General features: G+C 60.9%; 11 protein-coding genes. 7 read left to right on the plus strand and 4 right to left on the minus strand.

Annotated features, from left to right (window positions below; translation table 11 throughout):
* The 4 genes from dacB to ACKVY0_RS28300 all read left to right on the plus strand — a co-directional run.
* Positions 1 to 1156: D-alanyl-D-alanine carboxypeptidase/D-alanyl-D-alanine-endopeptidase (dacB, locus tag ACKVY0_RS28285; RefSeq protein ID WP_409218235.1), on the plus strand; the 1156-nt coding region annotated here is incomplete at its 5' end.
* Positions 1157 to 1399: 243 nt separating this feature from the next.
* Positions 1400 to 1624, plus strand: a complete 225-nt coding sequence (locus ACKVY0_RS28290; protein WP_409218236.1) for an AbrB/MazE/SpoVT family DNA-binding domain-containing protein — start codon at positions 1400 to 1402, stop codon at positions 1622 to 1624.
* Positions 1621 to 2010, plus strand: a complete 390-nt coding sequence (locus ACKVY0_RS28295) for a type II toxin-antitoxin system death-on-curing family toxin (RefSeq protein ID WP_409218237.1) — start codon at positions 1621 to 1623, stop codon at positions 2008 to 2010. Before ACKVY0_RS28290 ends, ACKVY0_RS28295 begins: the two co-directional genes overlap by 4 nt.
* 40 nt (positions 2011 to 2050) lie before the next feature.
* Complete coding sequence (locus tag ACKVY0_RS28300; RefSeq protein ID WP_409218238.1) at positions 2051 to 4399, plus strand: FAD-dependent oxidoreductase; 2349 nt, start codon at positions 2051 to 2053, stop codon at positions 4397 to 4399.
* Positions 4400 to 4663: 264 nt separating this feature from the next.
* On the opposite strand, the gene ACKVY0_RS28305 is transcribed toward ACKVY0_RS28300, so the two are convergent.
* The gene (locus ACKVY0_RS28305; protein WP_409218239.1) at positions 4664 to 5047 is read right to left on the minus strand and encodes a hypothetical protein; all 384 of its coding nucleotides are present in this window, start codon (positions 5045 to 5047) and stop codon (positions 4664 to 4666) included.
* Between the two features lie 212 nt (positions 5048 to 5259).
* Positions 5260 to 5409 carry a hypothetical protein gene (locus ACKVY0_RS28310; protein WP_409218240.1) on the minus strand — a complete coding sequence of 50 codons (150 nt, stop codon included), beginning with the start codon at positions 5407 to 5409 and terminating at the stop codon, positions 5260 to 5262.
* A gap of 134 nt (positions 5410 to 5543) precedes the next feature.
* Here ACKVY0_RS28310 and ACKVY0_RS28315 point away from each other — a divergent pair, with 134 nt between their 5' ends.
* Positions 5544 to 6413 (plus strand): 3-methyl-2-oxobutanoate hydroxymethyltransferase, encoded by an 870-nt coding sequence (locus ACKVY0_RS28315; RefSeq protein WP_409218241.1) that lies wholly within the window; start codon positions 5544 to 5546, stop codon positions 6411 to 6413.
* Between the two features lie 188 nt (positions 6414 to 6601).
* On the opposite strand, the gene ACKVY0_RS28320 is transcribed toward ACKVY0_RS28315, so the two are convergent.
* A complete protein-coding gene (locus ACKVY0_RS28320) occupies positions 6602 to 6970 on the minus strand; it encodes a YqjD family protein (RefSeq protein WP_409218242.1) in 369 nt (122 codons plus the stop codon).
* 220 nt (positions 6971 to 7190) lie between these two features.
* Here ACKVY0_RS28320 and ACKVY0_RS28325 point away from each other — a divergent pair, with 220 nt between their 5' ends.
* Entirely contained in the window at positions 7191 to 7832 is a 642-nt protein-coding gene (locus ACKVY0_RS28325; RefSeq protein WP_409218243.1) for a hypothetical protein, read from the plus strand.
* Here ACKVY0_RS28325 and ACKVY0_RS28330 read toward each other — a convergent pair whose 3' ends face one another.
* Complete coding sequence (locus ACKVY0_RS28330; RefSeq protein WP_409218244.1) at positions 7833 to 9137, minus strand: DUF3592 domain-containing protein; 1305 nt, start codon at positions 9135 to 9137, stop codon at positions 7833 to 7835. It lies immediately after the preceding gene.
* A gap of 102 nt (positions 9138 to 9239) precedes the next feature.
* On the opposite strand from ACKVY0_RS28330, the gene ACKVY0_RS28335 reads away from it, so the two are divergent.
* Entirely contained in the window at positions 9240 to 15173 is a 5934-nt protein-coding gene (locus ACKVY0_RS28335; protein ID WP_409218245.1) for an alpha-2-macroglobulin family protein, read from the plus strand.
* Positions 15174 to 15218 lie beyond the last annotated feature (45 nt).

Here is a 15218-nt window from a genome sequence, read left to right on the forward strand (position 1 = left end):
TGCGGACATCGCCTTCATCCCCGCCTCCAGCCTCAAAACGCTCACCACCGCCACCGCTCTCGAAATCCTCGGGCCTGACTTCCGTTTCACCACCGAGCTGAAATCCACCGCGCCGATCAAAGACGGCGTCATTCAGGGCGATCTCGTCATCAGCGGCGGTGGTGACCCGATGCTCTCTGTGGATGATTTGAAAGCCTGGGCCGCCGATTTGCAGCAGCGCGGCCTTGTTCGTGTCACGGGCGGCATTCGCACGGATGGCGATGTGTTTCGCGGCAGCCTCTACGGTGACTTCTGGAACTGGGGTGACATCGGCAACGGTTACGGCAGTGGTGTGGCAGGGCTGAACCTCAATCACAACCGCTACACCATCGTGTTTCGCGCTGGAGCCGTCTTGGGATCTCCCGCCTCAATCCTTGGCACCGATGTGGAGATTCCCGGCGTGGCCTGGCACAACGAGGTAACGACTGGCGCGCCTGATTCGGGAGACGGCGTGGTCATTCATGGCGGTGAAACCACCTCCGCGATTCATCTGCGCGGCACCGTGCCGCTGGGCGCGGCAAAGTTTCAAGCCTCCGGAGCGGTGCCTGATCCCAAAGCGTTCGCCGCGCATCAATTTCGCCGTGTTTTTCAGGAGGCAGGCATTCAAATCGGGCGAGGCAGCACCAGCACGGCTCCGGCAACGCATTCACTGCTGCAACACTCCTCGCCCCCGCTGATCGAGATCATCACCAGCATTCACGCCAGCTCCGACAACCACGAAACCGAGTGCGTCTTCCGCATGCTCGGTGTGAAGGCTGCCAAACCGCCTGCCGAGGTCATTCGCGAGCATTGGAAGACTCGCGGCCTCGAATTCATCGGCCTGCGCATGGAGGACGGCTGCGGTCTCGCCCGCGCCGACTTTATTCGCCCGCTCGATCTCGCCCGCTTGCAGTTTGTGGCTGGCCAGGGGCCGCAAGGAGCCGCCTACAAAGCCTCGCTGCTCTCCAAAGACGGCCTGAGATGGAAAATCGGCGCGATGTCCGGCGTGCGCACGTTCACTGGCTACGCCACTGGCAAATCCGGCGAAGAGTTCTGCTTCGCCTTCATGGTGAATCACTACACCGATGGCAAAGCCGTCTCCGAACTCAGCCAACGGGTGATGGATGCGATGCGGTAGGTGTTCCAGTCGTTGTGTTTGAAGGCGTCACCCGCACGAGTGCGAAAGGCGTCCTCGCTCTCCTGGTTACCCTTAATCGGGCTGGCGAACCGCCTGCAGCGGCCCTCGTCATACAAACCGCCGCTCCACTGGCGCTTCGCCTCGCCATCCACCTCGGCCTGATGGGTGGCGTGACAGTGGCAGTTCTGGCTGGGCAGGCTACCCAGGGCTTGATGTTATAACGTCAGTGGCTACACTCTCTGCATGGAACTCAAACTTCGCAAAATCGGTAACTCTGTCGGTGTCGTCCTGCCCAAGGAAGCTCTGGCGCATCTTGGCGCCAGTGAGGGGGACAGTCTCGAACTGACCCACGGCGCTGACGGCAAGCTGCTGCTCTCTGGACGGCAGGCGGCGGTCAGCGAGCAGATGCGCGTCGCCCAGGACATCATGCAGCGTTACCGGAACACCCTTCGCGAACTTGCCAAATGAAGGAGCCGGAATGGGTGCTGCGCGACACCGTGCTGCTGTTGCACGAGCAGTCTCTCGCCGAGCATGGCGGTTCACCTGGCATTCGTGATGAGGGGTTGCTCGACTCCGCGCTCGGCAAGCCTCACAACCTCTTCAGCTATGGGAATCCAGCCATCTTCGATCTCGCCGCGAGCTACGTCTTCGGCCTCGTGAAGAATCATCCCTTTCTTGATGGCAACAAACGCACTGGGTTCGTGGTCGGCGTACTTTTTCTTCAACTCAACGGCTATTACCTCACTGCCCCCGAAGCAGACGCCGCCATCCGCACGCTCGCTCTTGCAGCTGGAGACATGAAGGAGTCCGCCTACGCCGCCTGGTTGGAGTCGAATTCGACGCGGCTGAAATAGCGCTTGCCCGAGGCCCGTTGCGTGCGACCTCCCAAATCGCATGAAACTCACCCTGCTCGCCTCACTCATCGCTTTTTCCGCCGCGCTTGCACAACCAAAGTGGATCGAAGCCGAATCCTTCACCAATCCCGGTGGCTGGGTGCTCGACACGCAGTTCATTGATGTGATGGGATCGCCCTACCTGATGGCGCATGGCATGGGCAAGGCCGTTAAAGAGGCCACCACCGACGTGAAGGTGCCAGCGGGCGAGTACACGCTATGGGCACGCACGAAGAACTGGGTTGGGCCGTGGGATGCTCCAGGAGCACCGGGGCGTTTCGAGATCAGCGTGAATGGCGAGAAACTGAAGCATGAGTTCGGTGCCACTGGCAAGGACTGGCAGTGGGAGAAGGGCGGAGTGGTCAAGGTGGCTGCGGGTGGTGCTAAAATCGCGCTGCATGACCTCACAGGCTTCGATGGACGAGTGGATGCGATCATCTTGAGCAGCGATGCGGGCTTCACACCGCCACAGGATATCGCGGCAACGAACAAGCTGCGTCGTCAGCTTCTCGGCCTGCCGGAGAAAGCTCCTGAGACGAGCGAGTATGACCTAGTTGTCGTCGGTGGCGGCTATTCCGGCATGGGCGCGGCCATCTCGGGCGCACGGCAGGGTTTGAAGGTGGCGTTCATTCAGAATCGCCCGGTGCTCGGTGGCAATGGATCGAGCGAAATCCAGGTGTGGGCGATGGGCGGCACGCGTCGTGGTTTGTATCCGCATCTCGGCGAGATCGTGGAGGAGTTCGCGGACCGTGCGAGCAACAGTCCGGCGGCATCGCCGGATGAGTTCAATGACAAGCTCAAGGAAGACACCGTCAAGGCGGAGAAGACCATCGAGCTGTTTCTCAACACCCACGTCTATGGCGTCGAGCTCAATGCAGACAAAAAGAACATCCGTAGCGTGACCGGTTTGGACACGAAGAGCGGCAAGGAGACGCGCTTCGTTGGCAAGCTCTTCGTCGATTGCACCGGCCACGGCAGCGTGGGTGCGCTAGCGGGTGCGGAGTTCATGATGGAAGAGAAGGGCCGCATGGGCATGAGCAACATGTGGGTCATGCAGAACCTCAAAAAGCCCGTCACCTGGCCCGCCACGCCCTGGGCGCTGCCATTGAAGCTGGAAGACTTCCCGGAGCCGCGTGCGCTGGCTCCGGTGGGCAAAAAGAACGCCGCAAATATGGCAGGGTTTGATCTCGGCTACACGCCGGTGCCGAATCCTGAGGAATACCTGCACGGCGAGTGGTTCTGGGAGAGCGGTTTCGACAAGCACCCGATCAAGGACCTCGAACTCATCCGCGACCACAACTTCCGCGCCGTGTATGGTGCGGTCTCAGCGCTGAAGACAAATCTAGCCGAGAAGTATGCGCCCTACGATCTCACCTGGCTCGCCTACATCGGCGGACCGCGTGAGAGCCGCAGCATCGTGGGCGATATGATCCTCAACGGCGAAGACATGGTCAAAGGCATCATCCATCCCGACGGCTGCGTGCCCACCACCTGGGATCAAGACCTGCATTACCCGAAGGAGCAGTATGCGAAGAATTTTCCTGACAATCCCTTCATCAGCCGCGCCGAATTCGGCAAGCATACGGATCGCAAAAACGGCTACCCCGTGCCCTACCGCTGCTTCTACAGCAAGGACATCGGCAATCTCTTCATGGCGGGCCGCACGATCAGCGTGGATCGCAACTCGCTCGGTAGCACGCGTGTCATGCGCACCTGCGGCATGATGGGCGAAGTCGTCGGCAAGGCCGCATGGATCTGCGTGCGCCATCACACCACACCGCGTGGTGTGTATGAGCAGTATCTCGACATCCTGAAGGATCTCATGAACCAGCCCGGCGCGATGCGTCGTGATGCGCTCGAAGCCGATCTTTACATGCCGAAAAATGCCAAAAAACTCCCCGACATTTCCGTCTCCGCTTCCGCCGATAGCATCGACCCGAAGAAGCTCGAAGGCATCGTCATCGACGACACCGAGGCCGAACTCACCGGCAAATGGGCGCACGGCGAAGGCTTGAAGCCCTTCGTCGGCAAGCACTACAGCTACGGCAGCGACAAGAACGCCAGCGCGCGTTTTGCTTTCAGCGTGAAGCAGACCGGCAGCTACGAGGTGCGCATCTTCTTCCAACCCCATGAAAATCGCGCCAAGACCGCTCCCGTGAGCGTGCTGAGCGCCGATGGTGAGAAGACCGTGACGGTGAATCAAACCAAGCCCGCGCCGTTGCCGCAGGGCGCTTACAGTCTTGGCACCTTCAAGTTCACCGCTGGTGAAGAATCCGCCGTCATCTTCCGCACCGCTGGTGCGGGTGGAAACGTGCATCTCGACGCCGTGCAGGTGCTGCCAGCCAAGTAGTCCAGTTGCGCCGCAACTTGGCAACTATGCGACGCCTCTTCGCTTGCTGAACAGGCCGTATTTCGGACTGAAGATGTAGGCGAGGAGGTGGAAGCGGCGGATGGGGGTGCTGGCGGGCGCTTGATCTGCCGCACGGCGGTTGCATCTACCTGTTCCAGGGCTTCACCACCGTCATGCGAGTGACTCGAAATTCATCGACTGGACCATCCAACCAGTAACGAATCAGAACGGGGCGCACAGCCTTCACGCTGATGTGCCTGCCAGCTAGTGGTTCAAACCATCAGAGCTGCTGGGTAAAGACGCTTGAGTTTGATACGTGCATCTTTTGTCGTGAATCTCCAGTCGGTGCCGCACTGGCCTTTGTTTCGCCGGGTTGCCCAAGCCGTGGCCCCTGTTTCCATGAGTTCCTTGCTTGCGATGCGCCAATTCAGGCACTGGCGTAAAAGCACCCCGTTCAATGGTCGAGATCGAGACGCTCAAAGCACGGGCAATCTCCTCGTCGAGACACTCACCGTTGGGACCGGTGGCAGCTGCTGCCAACAAGATATGAGCATGTTGCCTTTTGGTCACCGCTCCGTTGCCCTTGGCGACAAAGGTTTCGAGTTCGGCACGTTCTTCAGGGGTCAGACGGATGCGATATTTCTTCATCCGAGACCTCTACCACTGACAAATGAAATTGTTAAGAAGCATTAAACACATTACCCGTCAACTTTGGTGATGCCGGCCACTATCCCGAGACGATCTGGGGCGTGAGCGCGACAAATCAGGAGACGATGAGATTGGCTATATGCTAGTTCGTTTCACCAACGGAACCGCTCGCGCAACGTGGGCTCCTGATGATGATGCGACAGTCCCTGCAGTCAGTCGAGGGTGAGACCGAGTGTGAAGGCACCGAACACAACTGGCAGAGGATTCCTGCGCACATACTGCTTGGATTGCACCAAGGTGTCTTCGGCGCGTGTCGCGGCGGATTGGTAGATGTCTTTGGCGGCAGCGTACCGCAGTTCCAAGGGCGTGAGCCGACGATGACCTTCGGCTGCATCTGCATTGGGATAGCCATGTTGTTTTGGAAAAGCTCGCAGGCCAGCCGGTGACCTTGCGGCATTGCACCTGCGGCCCTCCTCCTCATTCCTTCCTTGCCGTCATGCGCATTTCCGCTCTCATGGTCGAACCTTCCCGCCCCATGCTCCGCCCGCGCAAAAAATACACCGTCTTCGATCTTCAGCAGCTCAAGGGTAAACGCTGCCTGACGCACATCCACGTCAAATCCCCGCAGGAAGCCGCCGCTGCGGAAGCGGCTGGCGTTGATCTGATGAGTTGCAGCTTCGACAGTCCTGAGGCGCAGGCGCGGCTGCCCGCACTCGTCGCCGCCGCACCGAACAGCTTCCTCTCCTGCGCCACGCCGCACGGCATGGCCTCGCCGGAGGAGGCGATCCGCGTCGCCTTCCGCGCTCTCGAGATCGGGGCCAGCAGCGTCTATTGCTCGGCCAGTCCCTTCATCATCGAGGCCATGGCACGCGAACGCATCCCCGTCGTCGGCCATCTCGGCATGATCCCGCGTCATGTCACGTGGACCGGCTACCGGGCGATTGGTCGCACCGTCGAGGAAGCCAAAGAACTGCACCGCCGCATGAAGGAACTGGAAAATGCCGGAGCCTACGCCGCCGAACTCGAAGTCGTGCCGCATAATCTCGCGCGCCTCCTTTCCTCGCAGACGCAGATGATCCTCATGTCACTCGGCTCCGGCAGCGGCTGCGACACGCAGTTCCTCTTTTCCGACGACATCCTCGGCGATTACGACGAACGCCTGCCACGCCACGCCAAAGCCTACCGCAACTTCGCCGCCGAACACGCCCGCATGCAGCAGGAACGCATCGCCGCCTTCCGCGAGTACATCGCCGACGTCCACGACGGCCGTTTTCCCGAGCGCAGCCATCTGGTGGAAATGGAAGCACCGCTCCTTGACGAAGTGGTGCGTGCGATCGGGGCGGTGCCTGCGAGCAACAAGGATTGAGGAGTGAGGGCTGTATCCAGACTTAATGCCGAACTGGCAGATCTTTTCGTCGGCCTTCGCTAACTGAGCGCTGACGCGATGAAGTTCCTCAATACCCCGCAGGCCGGCGACCTGCCTGGGGGCTTTTTTCAGAACGTTCGAGCTGCATCATCCCTGCGCCAACTGGCGAAGCAGCGCTGGATCTCGTTTCACCAATGGAACCGCTCGCGGAGCGTGGGTTCCTGGTGGTGGTGTGACAATCCCAGCATGCAGCCGAGGGTGAGCCCGAGCGTGAAGGCACCGAGCACGACCGGGAGGGGGTTCTCCCGCACGTACTGCTTGGACTGCACCAGGGTGTCTTCGGCGCGTGTCGCCGCCGATTGATAGATGTCTTTGGCGGCCTGGCTGGCGTGCTGGGCGGCATCCTTGGTGGCATCAAGGCCGCGTTGAGCGGCGTCCTTGGCGGCATCGTAGCCGCGTTGGGCCGCTTCTTTGGCGGCATGGGTCGCTTGCACGGCCATGTCCTTGGCGGCCTGAGGCAGTTGATCGAGGGGTGGCAGGTGGAGGTCGGTGCTCATGAGGTGGGGTGGTGGGTGGGATGAGAGTGTGCTCTCACCGCCGCAAGCTACGCATGGGGGCATCTCAGCGCCATGGGGTGAATCACCCCCCTCCATGGAGTGAATCACCCCTTGTGCGAGTCATGTGGATCGCTGCACCGGAGCTTGTGATGCTGCATGCCATCGCCCGGTTGCCAATTCGTCCGCAATTCCCCCCCATTCCTCGCGTTTCAGCCAGCGCATGAAATCCGTCCGCGTTCTGCTCTTTCTCGCCGCCGCCAGCTTCGCCAGCGCTGCGGATGTGACTCCGCAGCTCGGCACCTTGGGCGAAAAGCTGCTCGATGAAACCTTCAGCAGCACCGACGTGCCCAAAGGCTGGAACGCGAACACCGGGACACTGCGTGTGGCCGACGGTGCATTGCTCGCGGCCGAAAAATCCAGCGACATGCACATCGGCGCATTTCGTTATCGCCTGCCGCTGCAGGACTGCGCCGTGCAGATCGACTTCAAACTTGGCGACGCCCGCGTCATCAATCTCGGCTTCGATCCCGCACCGGGTGAGTTGAAGAAAAAGGGGCATCTGTTCTCCGTCGTCATCAGCAAAACCGGCTGGAGCCTCATCGAGCACAACGACAAGGCCAATCCTGAGAGCAAAACGAAGACGCACGCCAAAGCCGTGACTGAATTCGATCCCGCTACGACCTACACGCTGCTCCTCGAATGCAAAGGTGACCACGTCGTCGCCCAGATCACGGGCAAGGAGCCGCTCAAGGCCAGCGCACCCGATTTCCACGTCAAAAAGCCCGGCCTCGTCTTCCGCATGGGCGGCAAGGACGGCCAGGAGGTCGCCTTCGACAATGTGAGGGTGTGGGCTTTGAAGTAATCAGAGAGGCAAGCTCAGTTTCTGGTCCTTCGTGAGATTGACGGTTTCGATCTCACCGTTGCGATGCGTCACCTCAAGCTGCCACCAGCCACCCCAGGCAGGTTTGGGCATCCACTTTAACTTCTTCAAATCGGCAGGTGGTGTCGGCACGTTTGGCAAATGCAGCGGAATCTCACCGCCGGCATCCGGCGTCGGAATTTCGACCGCGGCCAGTTCCAGTTCACTTTTTCGGGGCGCGGCAGGGTCGGACAGCTTCGTCCGGCGTTTGCGTCCTATGAGACGGGTCGCGCTGCCGGATTCCTCATCCCACTGCGCGGCCTGCGCCACGATGCGGACTTCGGCTTGCGGTGCATGGAGCAGCCGCCTGGTATCGAGCCATGCCCAGCAGAAGCGTACCTCGCCGCCTTGAAAGTCAGGCACTGGTTGCAGCGCCGCCACCCATACTGGCAGCCGCGTCAGCCGCCAGAGCTTGATGGCAGTCCAGAACATGCCGCCGCCGACGGCGACGAACGGAATCAAAAAGAGCGACAGCAATAGGCCCGTGCCTGTCTCTCCGCTGGCGATGGAGATGACATCCACACAGACGAATACGGCCACAATGCCATTCCAGAACAGATTAAGAAACGTCACACTCAATGCCTGCGGCAGACGATCATCGGCGGCGATCACCAGCGCGATGTTGTTGTCATCCGTGTCTGCGGCGGCGGCGAAGGGGGTCAGCACCCAACCGGGCAGCCTTCCGTTCGCCACCAGTTCGAGTAATTGCGCTTTCCGCGCCGCAAAGCATCGCCGCCGCAGCCACGGCAGCGCCAGCGAGCCCAGGCCTGCCACGCCCACGGTGATGAACGGCGTGGCGAAAAACAGCCCAATCAATGCCTGGGTGGGCAGGGAGCGGTCGAGCACGGCTTCACGCGGAGCGGCCGGATTCACCCAACAGGTCACCGTTTTGCCAGGCGTCAGACTGCGCACGGTACGCTCCATGTCGCCCACGCCGATGTTGGTGGAACTGCTGACGAACGAATGGCGCGTGCCGGTGTGCCAGGTGCCGTGATACCAGTAGCGGAACTCCACTGCCACGCGGTAGCTATCGCCATCCGAACCACTGGAGGCATCCAGCCAGGCTTTTCCGATCACTGCGTCCACCGTCGCCCAGGATCGTGAACGCTGCCAGTCCAGCGCCGGGCGCAGAGTCAACGACCACAGGCAGAAGCAGCCACCGGCCAGAAACGGCAGGGTGAAAAGGACCACACACCCTGCTTTGAAGTCTGGGGAGGCTTGCAGGAACCACGGCAGCGAGGGTTTCATCGGTCCCATCAAAAGCCGCGAAGCTCGCTACAATCAAGTTTGCAAAAATCCCCTCGCTCCCTGTGGCGGCATGCTACTCTCACGGCGCACCCATCGTTCGCCATGAAAACCACATTCAGCCTCGCGCTGCTTCCAGCCATGACGCTGGCGTTTGTTTCTGCCACCGTCCTCTCCACTGCGGCTCCTGCTAAGAAGGGCCGTTCCGACACCAAAACTCCGGCTCCTACGGCACTACACGCCGAGATCACCATCAATCCGGTCGAGCTGTCGCCGGAATCGACCATCGAAGTCGTGTTTCCGACGGCGATGATCGGCAAAGAGCGCATCGGCAAGCCCGAGGCGCAGTCACCGCTCATGGTCACGCCGGAACTCACCGGCACGTTTGAGTGGACCAGCACACGCAGCGGCCATTTTCATCTCACGCAGGCACCGAAATTCGCCAGCAGCTATGATTTCAAACTGCGCGGCGGCTTGACCGACCTCGCGGGCAAGCCGCTCTCGACCGAGAAGCTCGATTCCGTTCAAAGCGCCCGCTTCCGCATCATCGACCAGCATCCGCGTTGGTTCGATGACGACGCGCAGAATCGTTCACCGCGTTTCCTCTTTGAGTTCAACGACGGGGTCACGCCTGCGGAAGCGGCGAAACACATCCGCTTCGTGTCCGAATCGTCACCACAGCCCGTCGCGGCCAAGGTGCGTCATGCCACGGGCAAGGACTTCTCTCGCTGGAGCGCCGAAGCGCAGCCGACTTGGGCGGAGGAGATTTCCAAGGCCAAACCCGCCGTCAGCGATGATGCGCCGCGTCTCAGCGCCATCGTGGTGGAGCCGGTGTCGCCGCTGTCCATCGGCAAATGGCGTCTCGCCGTGTCCGAAACGCTCAGCAACGCCTCCGGCCAGAACCAGCTCGCCACCGGCGACGACATCCAGCTCGGCGAGATCAAACCGTTCGCCGTCACGCATGTCAGCGCCCACACGCCGTTCGACAGCGACTACTACCTCGAAATCGACTTCAACAAGCGCCTCATGCCACCGTCGGATGAAGAAATGAAGCCTGAGGAGCAGGCCGCGTTTGCCAAGAAAATCGCCGCGCTCATCCACATCGACCCGATCCCCGCCGGTGAGACGAAAGCGGAGGTGTCTTACCGCACGCTGCGCATCAGTGGCAAATTCCCACTCAACCAGCCGCAGACCGTCACCGTCGATCCAGCCATGGCCTCCGGCGATGGCATGGTGCTCGGCGCTCCGGTGAAAAACAGCGTCACCTTCATCCCGAACCCGCCTTACGTCGCCGCGCCGGCCTTCATCAACGCCCAGCTTGCTAAAGGTGCCGCGAATTATGAATTCAGCGCGGCGAACGTGAGCCAGGTGCGCGTGCGGGCGAAGCGCCTCAACGGTCCTGAGCTGCTCAAAGCGCTCGATCTTTACCGCGCCTACCAGACCGCCTACTACGGCAATGAGAAGCAAAAGGCCGCTTACAAGACGCAGTCCATCGACGCTTATCCCGGCACGCAGGTGTTTGACCGCAGCTTCCCGATCACGAAGCCGCTGGATCAAAGCGAGATCGTGAAGCTGAACTGGCGCGAAGTGCTCGGCGACCAGCCTGCCGCACCGCTGTTCATCGAGATCGAAGGCGCCGCCGCCGCTGGCATCTCACAGAAGGGCGTTGTCACGCAGTCGCTCGTGCAGTTCACCGATCTCGGCATCATGCAGAAGAGCAACGGCAAGGAGACGATGGTCTTCGTCACTTCGCTCGAAACCGGCAAGCCTGTGCCAGGCGTGCGTCTCACGCTCGTCGATGCCGATTTGAAACTCGTCGGCTACGGCGACACTGATGCCAGCGGCATCGCCACCGCGCCTGGAGCCACGCCTGCGTTTCTGATGGCGGAGAAAAACGGTGACTGCGCCGTCATTGAGTGCGGCAACAGCGGCATCGGCGTGCCTTACGACATCTCGCAGGCCTATGAAAGCGTGTGGCAGGCACAGCGCCGCACCTTTGTCTTCTCCGACCGACCGCTCTACAAGCCCGGCGACACCGCGCACTTCAAAGCGCACACGCGTCTGCTCATCGGCGACGATTTGAGCCTCGATCAAGCACCTGCGCAGGGTCGCCTCGTGATTCGCGATCCGCGTTACCGCGTCGTCATCGACAAACCCGTCACATTCACGGCCAGCGGGTCTTGGGCGGATGATGTCGTGCTCCCCACCGGCCCTGCAGGCTGGTACGATCTCTCCATCAATCTCAAAGCCCCCAACGCCAACAGTCAGAGTGATGACGGCGGCGGCCTGACCTTCCGCATTGATGACTACAAGCCGAACACCTTCGAGGTGAAGCTCGACACCAAGGCCATCAAGTTCCAACCCGACCGCATCCAGCTTGCCCTCAGTGCGAACTACTACATGGGCAAGGCGCTCTCCGTTGCCAAAGTGCAGTGGAGCGCGAACTCACAGCGCGATTACGAAGCGCCCGAGGCCTATCGCCGCTATCACTTCGGTGAAGCGCCCGCCTGGTCGCACTACGCGCAGGATCGCGATGCTGATGGCGATTATGCCGGGCACAACAACGACGATGAAGAAACCGAGTGGTTTGTGAACGGCGATCTCTTCCTCGCCGACGACGGCACCGCCACGCTCGAAATGCCACAACCGCCCGCCGATCGTGCCGCGCTGCCGCAACGAGTGCGCGTGAACGCCGAAGTTACCGACATCAACGAACAGACGATCAGCGCCGCTGCCGAGTTTGAAGTCCCCGGCGCGAATTTCCTGCTCGGCCTCAAAGGCCCCGAGTATTTCGGCACTGCGGGCAAGGCGCTCCAGCTTGAAGTCGTCGCCATTGATTCCAAAGGCGCTCCCGCATCCGGCAATGTGCATGTCGATGTCAAAGTTGAGCGCCAGGAGTATCACACGCTCAAGATCGCCACCGCAGGCGGCGGCAGCACGACGAAGGACCAAGTCATCCTGCGCGAGGAATTGAAACAGGGCTTCGATTTGAAACCTGCGACCGCTGGTTCGGCTCCTGCGATGAGTATTCCGTTCACGCCGACCAGTGGCGGTGTTTATTTCGTTACTGCTGAAGCGGTGGATGCCAAAGGCACCAAAGTGATCTCGCGCATGCCGTTTTACGCTGTCGGAGGCAATGAATTCCCGTGGGCGATGGAAGATGGCAACCGCATGAACCTCCAGCCGGAGAAGACGACGCTCAAACCCGGCGAAGACGCCGTCATCGTGGTCAAAACGCCGATTGCAGGCACGGCGCTCGTCACCGTGGAGCGCAACAAGCTGCATCGTCAGTTTGTGACTGAACTCACGCTCGACAATCCAATCATCCGCGTCCCGCTCGGTGAAGATGAGTTCCCGAACGTCTTCGTCTCCGTCATCGTCATCCGTGGCTCCGCTGCCAGCACCAAGCAGCACAAGATGCCCGAGTATCGCGTCGGTTATTGCGCTCTGAAGGTCGAATCGGATGCGAAGGAGCTGAAACTCGCCGTGAAGCCGGATCGCGATGAAGTGCGGCCTGCTGAGGCGGTGAACATCACCACCACGATCACCGATGCCAAAGGTGCGCCGGTCTCCGGCAGCGATGTCACTCTCTATGCCGTCGATGAAGGTGTGCTGAGCCTCATGAGCCACGAGACGCCCGATCCTTCGGCCTACTTCCATGCCGAACTGCCGCTCGCCATCGACAGCTTCACTTCGTTCGACAATCTGCTGCCCGAGGAACTCGCCGCACGTGACCGTGGCAACAAAGGCTTCGTCGTCGGCGGTGGTGATGGCGAAGGCAACGGCGCAAACGCCACCATTCGCAAAAACTTCATCGTCACGCCGCTCTGGCTCGCCTCCGGCATCACCGATGCGCAGGGCAAACTCACCGCCAGCATCACCGCGCCGGACAATCTCACGCGCTACCGCATCATGGCCGTCGCCGCGCATGGCGTGGATCGTTTCGGCAAAGGCGAGTCCGCCTTCAAGATCAACAAACCGCTCATGATCGAGCCTGCCGTGCCGCGTTTCGCGCGCCTTGGCGATGAATTCCTCGTCAAAGCCGTTGTTCACAACACCACGCCAAATGCCGGTGCCGTTGAAGTCACGCTCGAACTCGATGGCAGTGCGAACTTCATCCAGGACAAGCGCGATTTCATTCCCGCCTCGCTCAAAGCCGACACTGGCGGCAGCGCGAAGCAGCAGAAGGTCATCCTCCAGATCAAAGCAGGTGAAACCGCCGCCACCGCCTTCCCTGTGCAGTTTGTGCAGCTCGGCACCGCGAAATGGAAATGGATCGCACGCGGAGTGAACTGGGCCGCTGAAGCTAGCGACGGCACTGAATCGACTTTCGAGGTGAATCATCCTGTGCCCGAGCTGCGCTATGTCAGCTACACGCGCCTGAAAGCCGATGAACCCGTCGATAACCTCATCAAGGACGTGAATCCCGCGCTGCTCGAAGGCGAAGGCTCGCTCTCGCTCGGCATCAGCAACAGCCGTCTCTACGAGGCCCGCGACGCGCTCGACTACCTCTTGAAGTATCCTTACGGCTGCGTCGAGCAGACCACTTCCGCCACGATGCCCTGGCTCGCGCTTGGCAAATACGAGCCGCTGTTCCCCGATCAACTCGGCGGCGGCAAAGCGAAGCTCGTCATTCAATCCGGCGTGAACAAGCTCCTGCAAATGACCACCGATGAAGGCGGTCTCGCCTACTGGCCCGGCGGAACCGAGCCAACCTTCTGGGGCAGCGCTTACGGCGGCCTGCTGCTGCTGCGTGCGCGAGATCAAGGCGCGGACGTGCCTGCCGATGCCATCAACAAGCTCGTCGAATACCTTTCCAAGAAGCTGCGTGGTCTCGAAGACGAAAAAGACCTCTACAACATCACCGATTCCGCCCTGGCGCTCTACACACTCGCCAAAGCCGGTAAACCCGAGCCCGCGTATCAGAACCTGCTGTTCGGCAAACGCGACCAACTGCCGCAGACCGCCCGCCTCTACCTCGCGCTCTCGATGTGCCTGAGCAACACGCCCAATCAGCAGATCAAAGACACCCTCGGCTGGAAACCGCCCGCGCCTCCCGCTCCGCCGAAAACGGAAAGCAAAGGCAAGGTTGCCAAATCGAAGGCGAAGTCCGACTCGAAGGCCAAAACGACCACTCCAGCGCCTGCACCGGTCGTTTGGAGCCACTGGGCTGGCAACGGCGCGAACAAAGCGTTGCGGTTGATCTGTTACACGCACCTCGGCCTCACCACCGATGCTGAAGCGCTCGCCTTGTCGATCCTGCAATCCCGCAATGGTCGTGGCGAGTGGGGCAACACCTTCACCAATGCCTGGACGCTCACCGCCTTGTCCGCCTATGAGCGCAGCTTGAAGAAAGTCGGCGAACCGCTGGCTGCCACCGGCCGCTGGGACACGCAAGCCGTGCCGTTGAATCTCACCGCTGGCTTCTCCAGCGCCCGCGTGAACTTCGCGCTCAATGAGGCGCTCAGCGCGAAGCCGCTCAGCGTCGAGCTTCCCGCCGGTCGCGAAATCTTCAGCCGCATTGAGGCCCGCAGCTTCCCACCGCAGCGTGATTTCGCCGGAGAGAACAAAGGCTACGCCATCGAGCGCACCTACGAGGAACTGAACCTGGACGGCTCCACCACCGGCACCGATGATCTCCGTGTCGGCGACATGGTCGTCGTCACGTTGAAGATTGAAATCGGCGGCGGTGATCGCTATCTCGCCATCGACGACTCCCTGCCCGCCGTCTTTGAAGCCATCAATCCCGAGTTCGGCACTCAGAGCGAACGCGAAGGCGACCAGCTCCCCGACGGCACCCAGCCCTGGTTCTGCGACCACCGCGAAATCCGCACCGACCGCGCCCTGTTCTTCACCGACTACGCACCCGCCAAAGGCAAGTTCAGCCTCCAATACCTCGCCCGCGTCATCGCCGAAGGCGACACCACCGCCCCGCCCGCAAGAATCGAAGCCATGTATCAACCCGACAAATACGGCCTCAGCCCGACGCAGCGCATTCGCACCTTGCCTTCGGGCAATACGAAGGTGGCGGAGAAATGACGCTGCACTTTGAATGGCAAACCAGCTTTGATCCTCGGCGCAAAT

Origin of the sequence: Prosthecobacter sp., assembly GCF_046154365.1 — a bacterium.
Classification (GTDB): Bacteria; Verrucomicrobiota; Verrucomicrobiia; order Verrucomicrobiales; family Verrucomicrobiaceae; genus Prosthecobacter.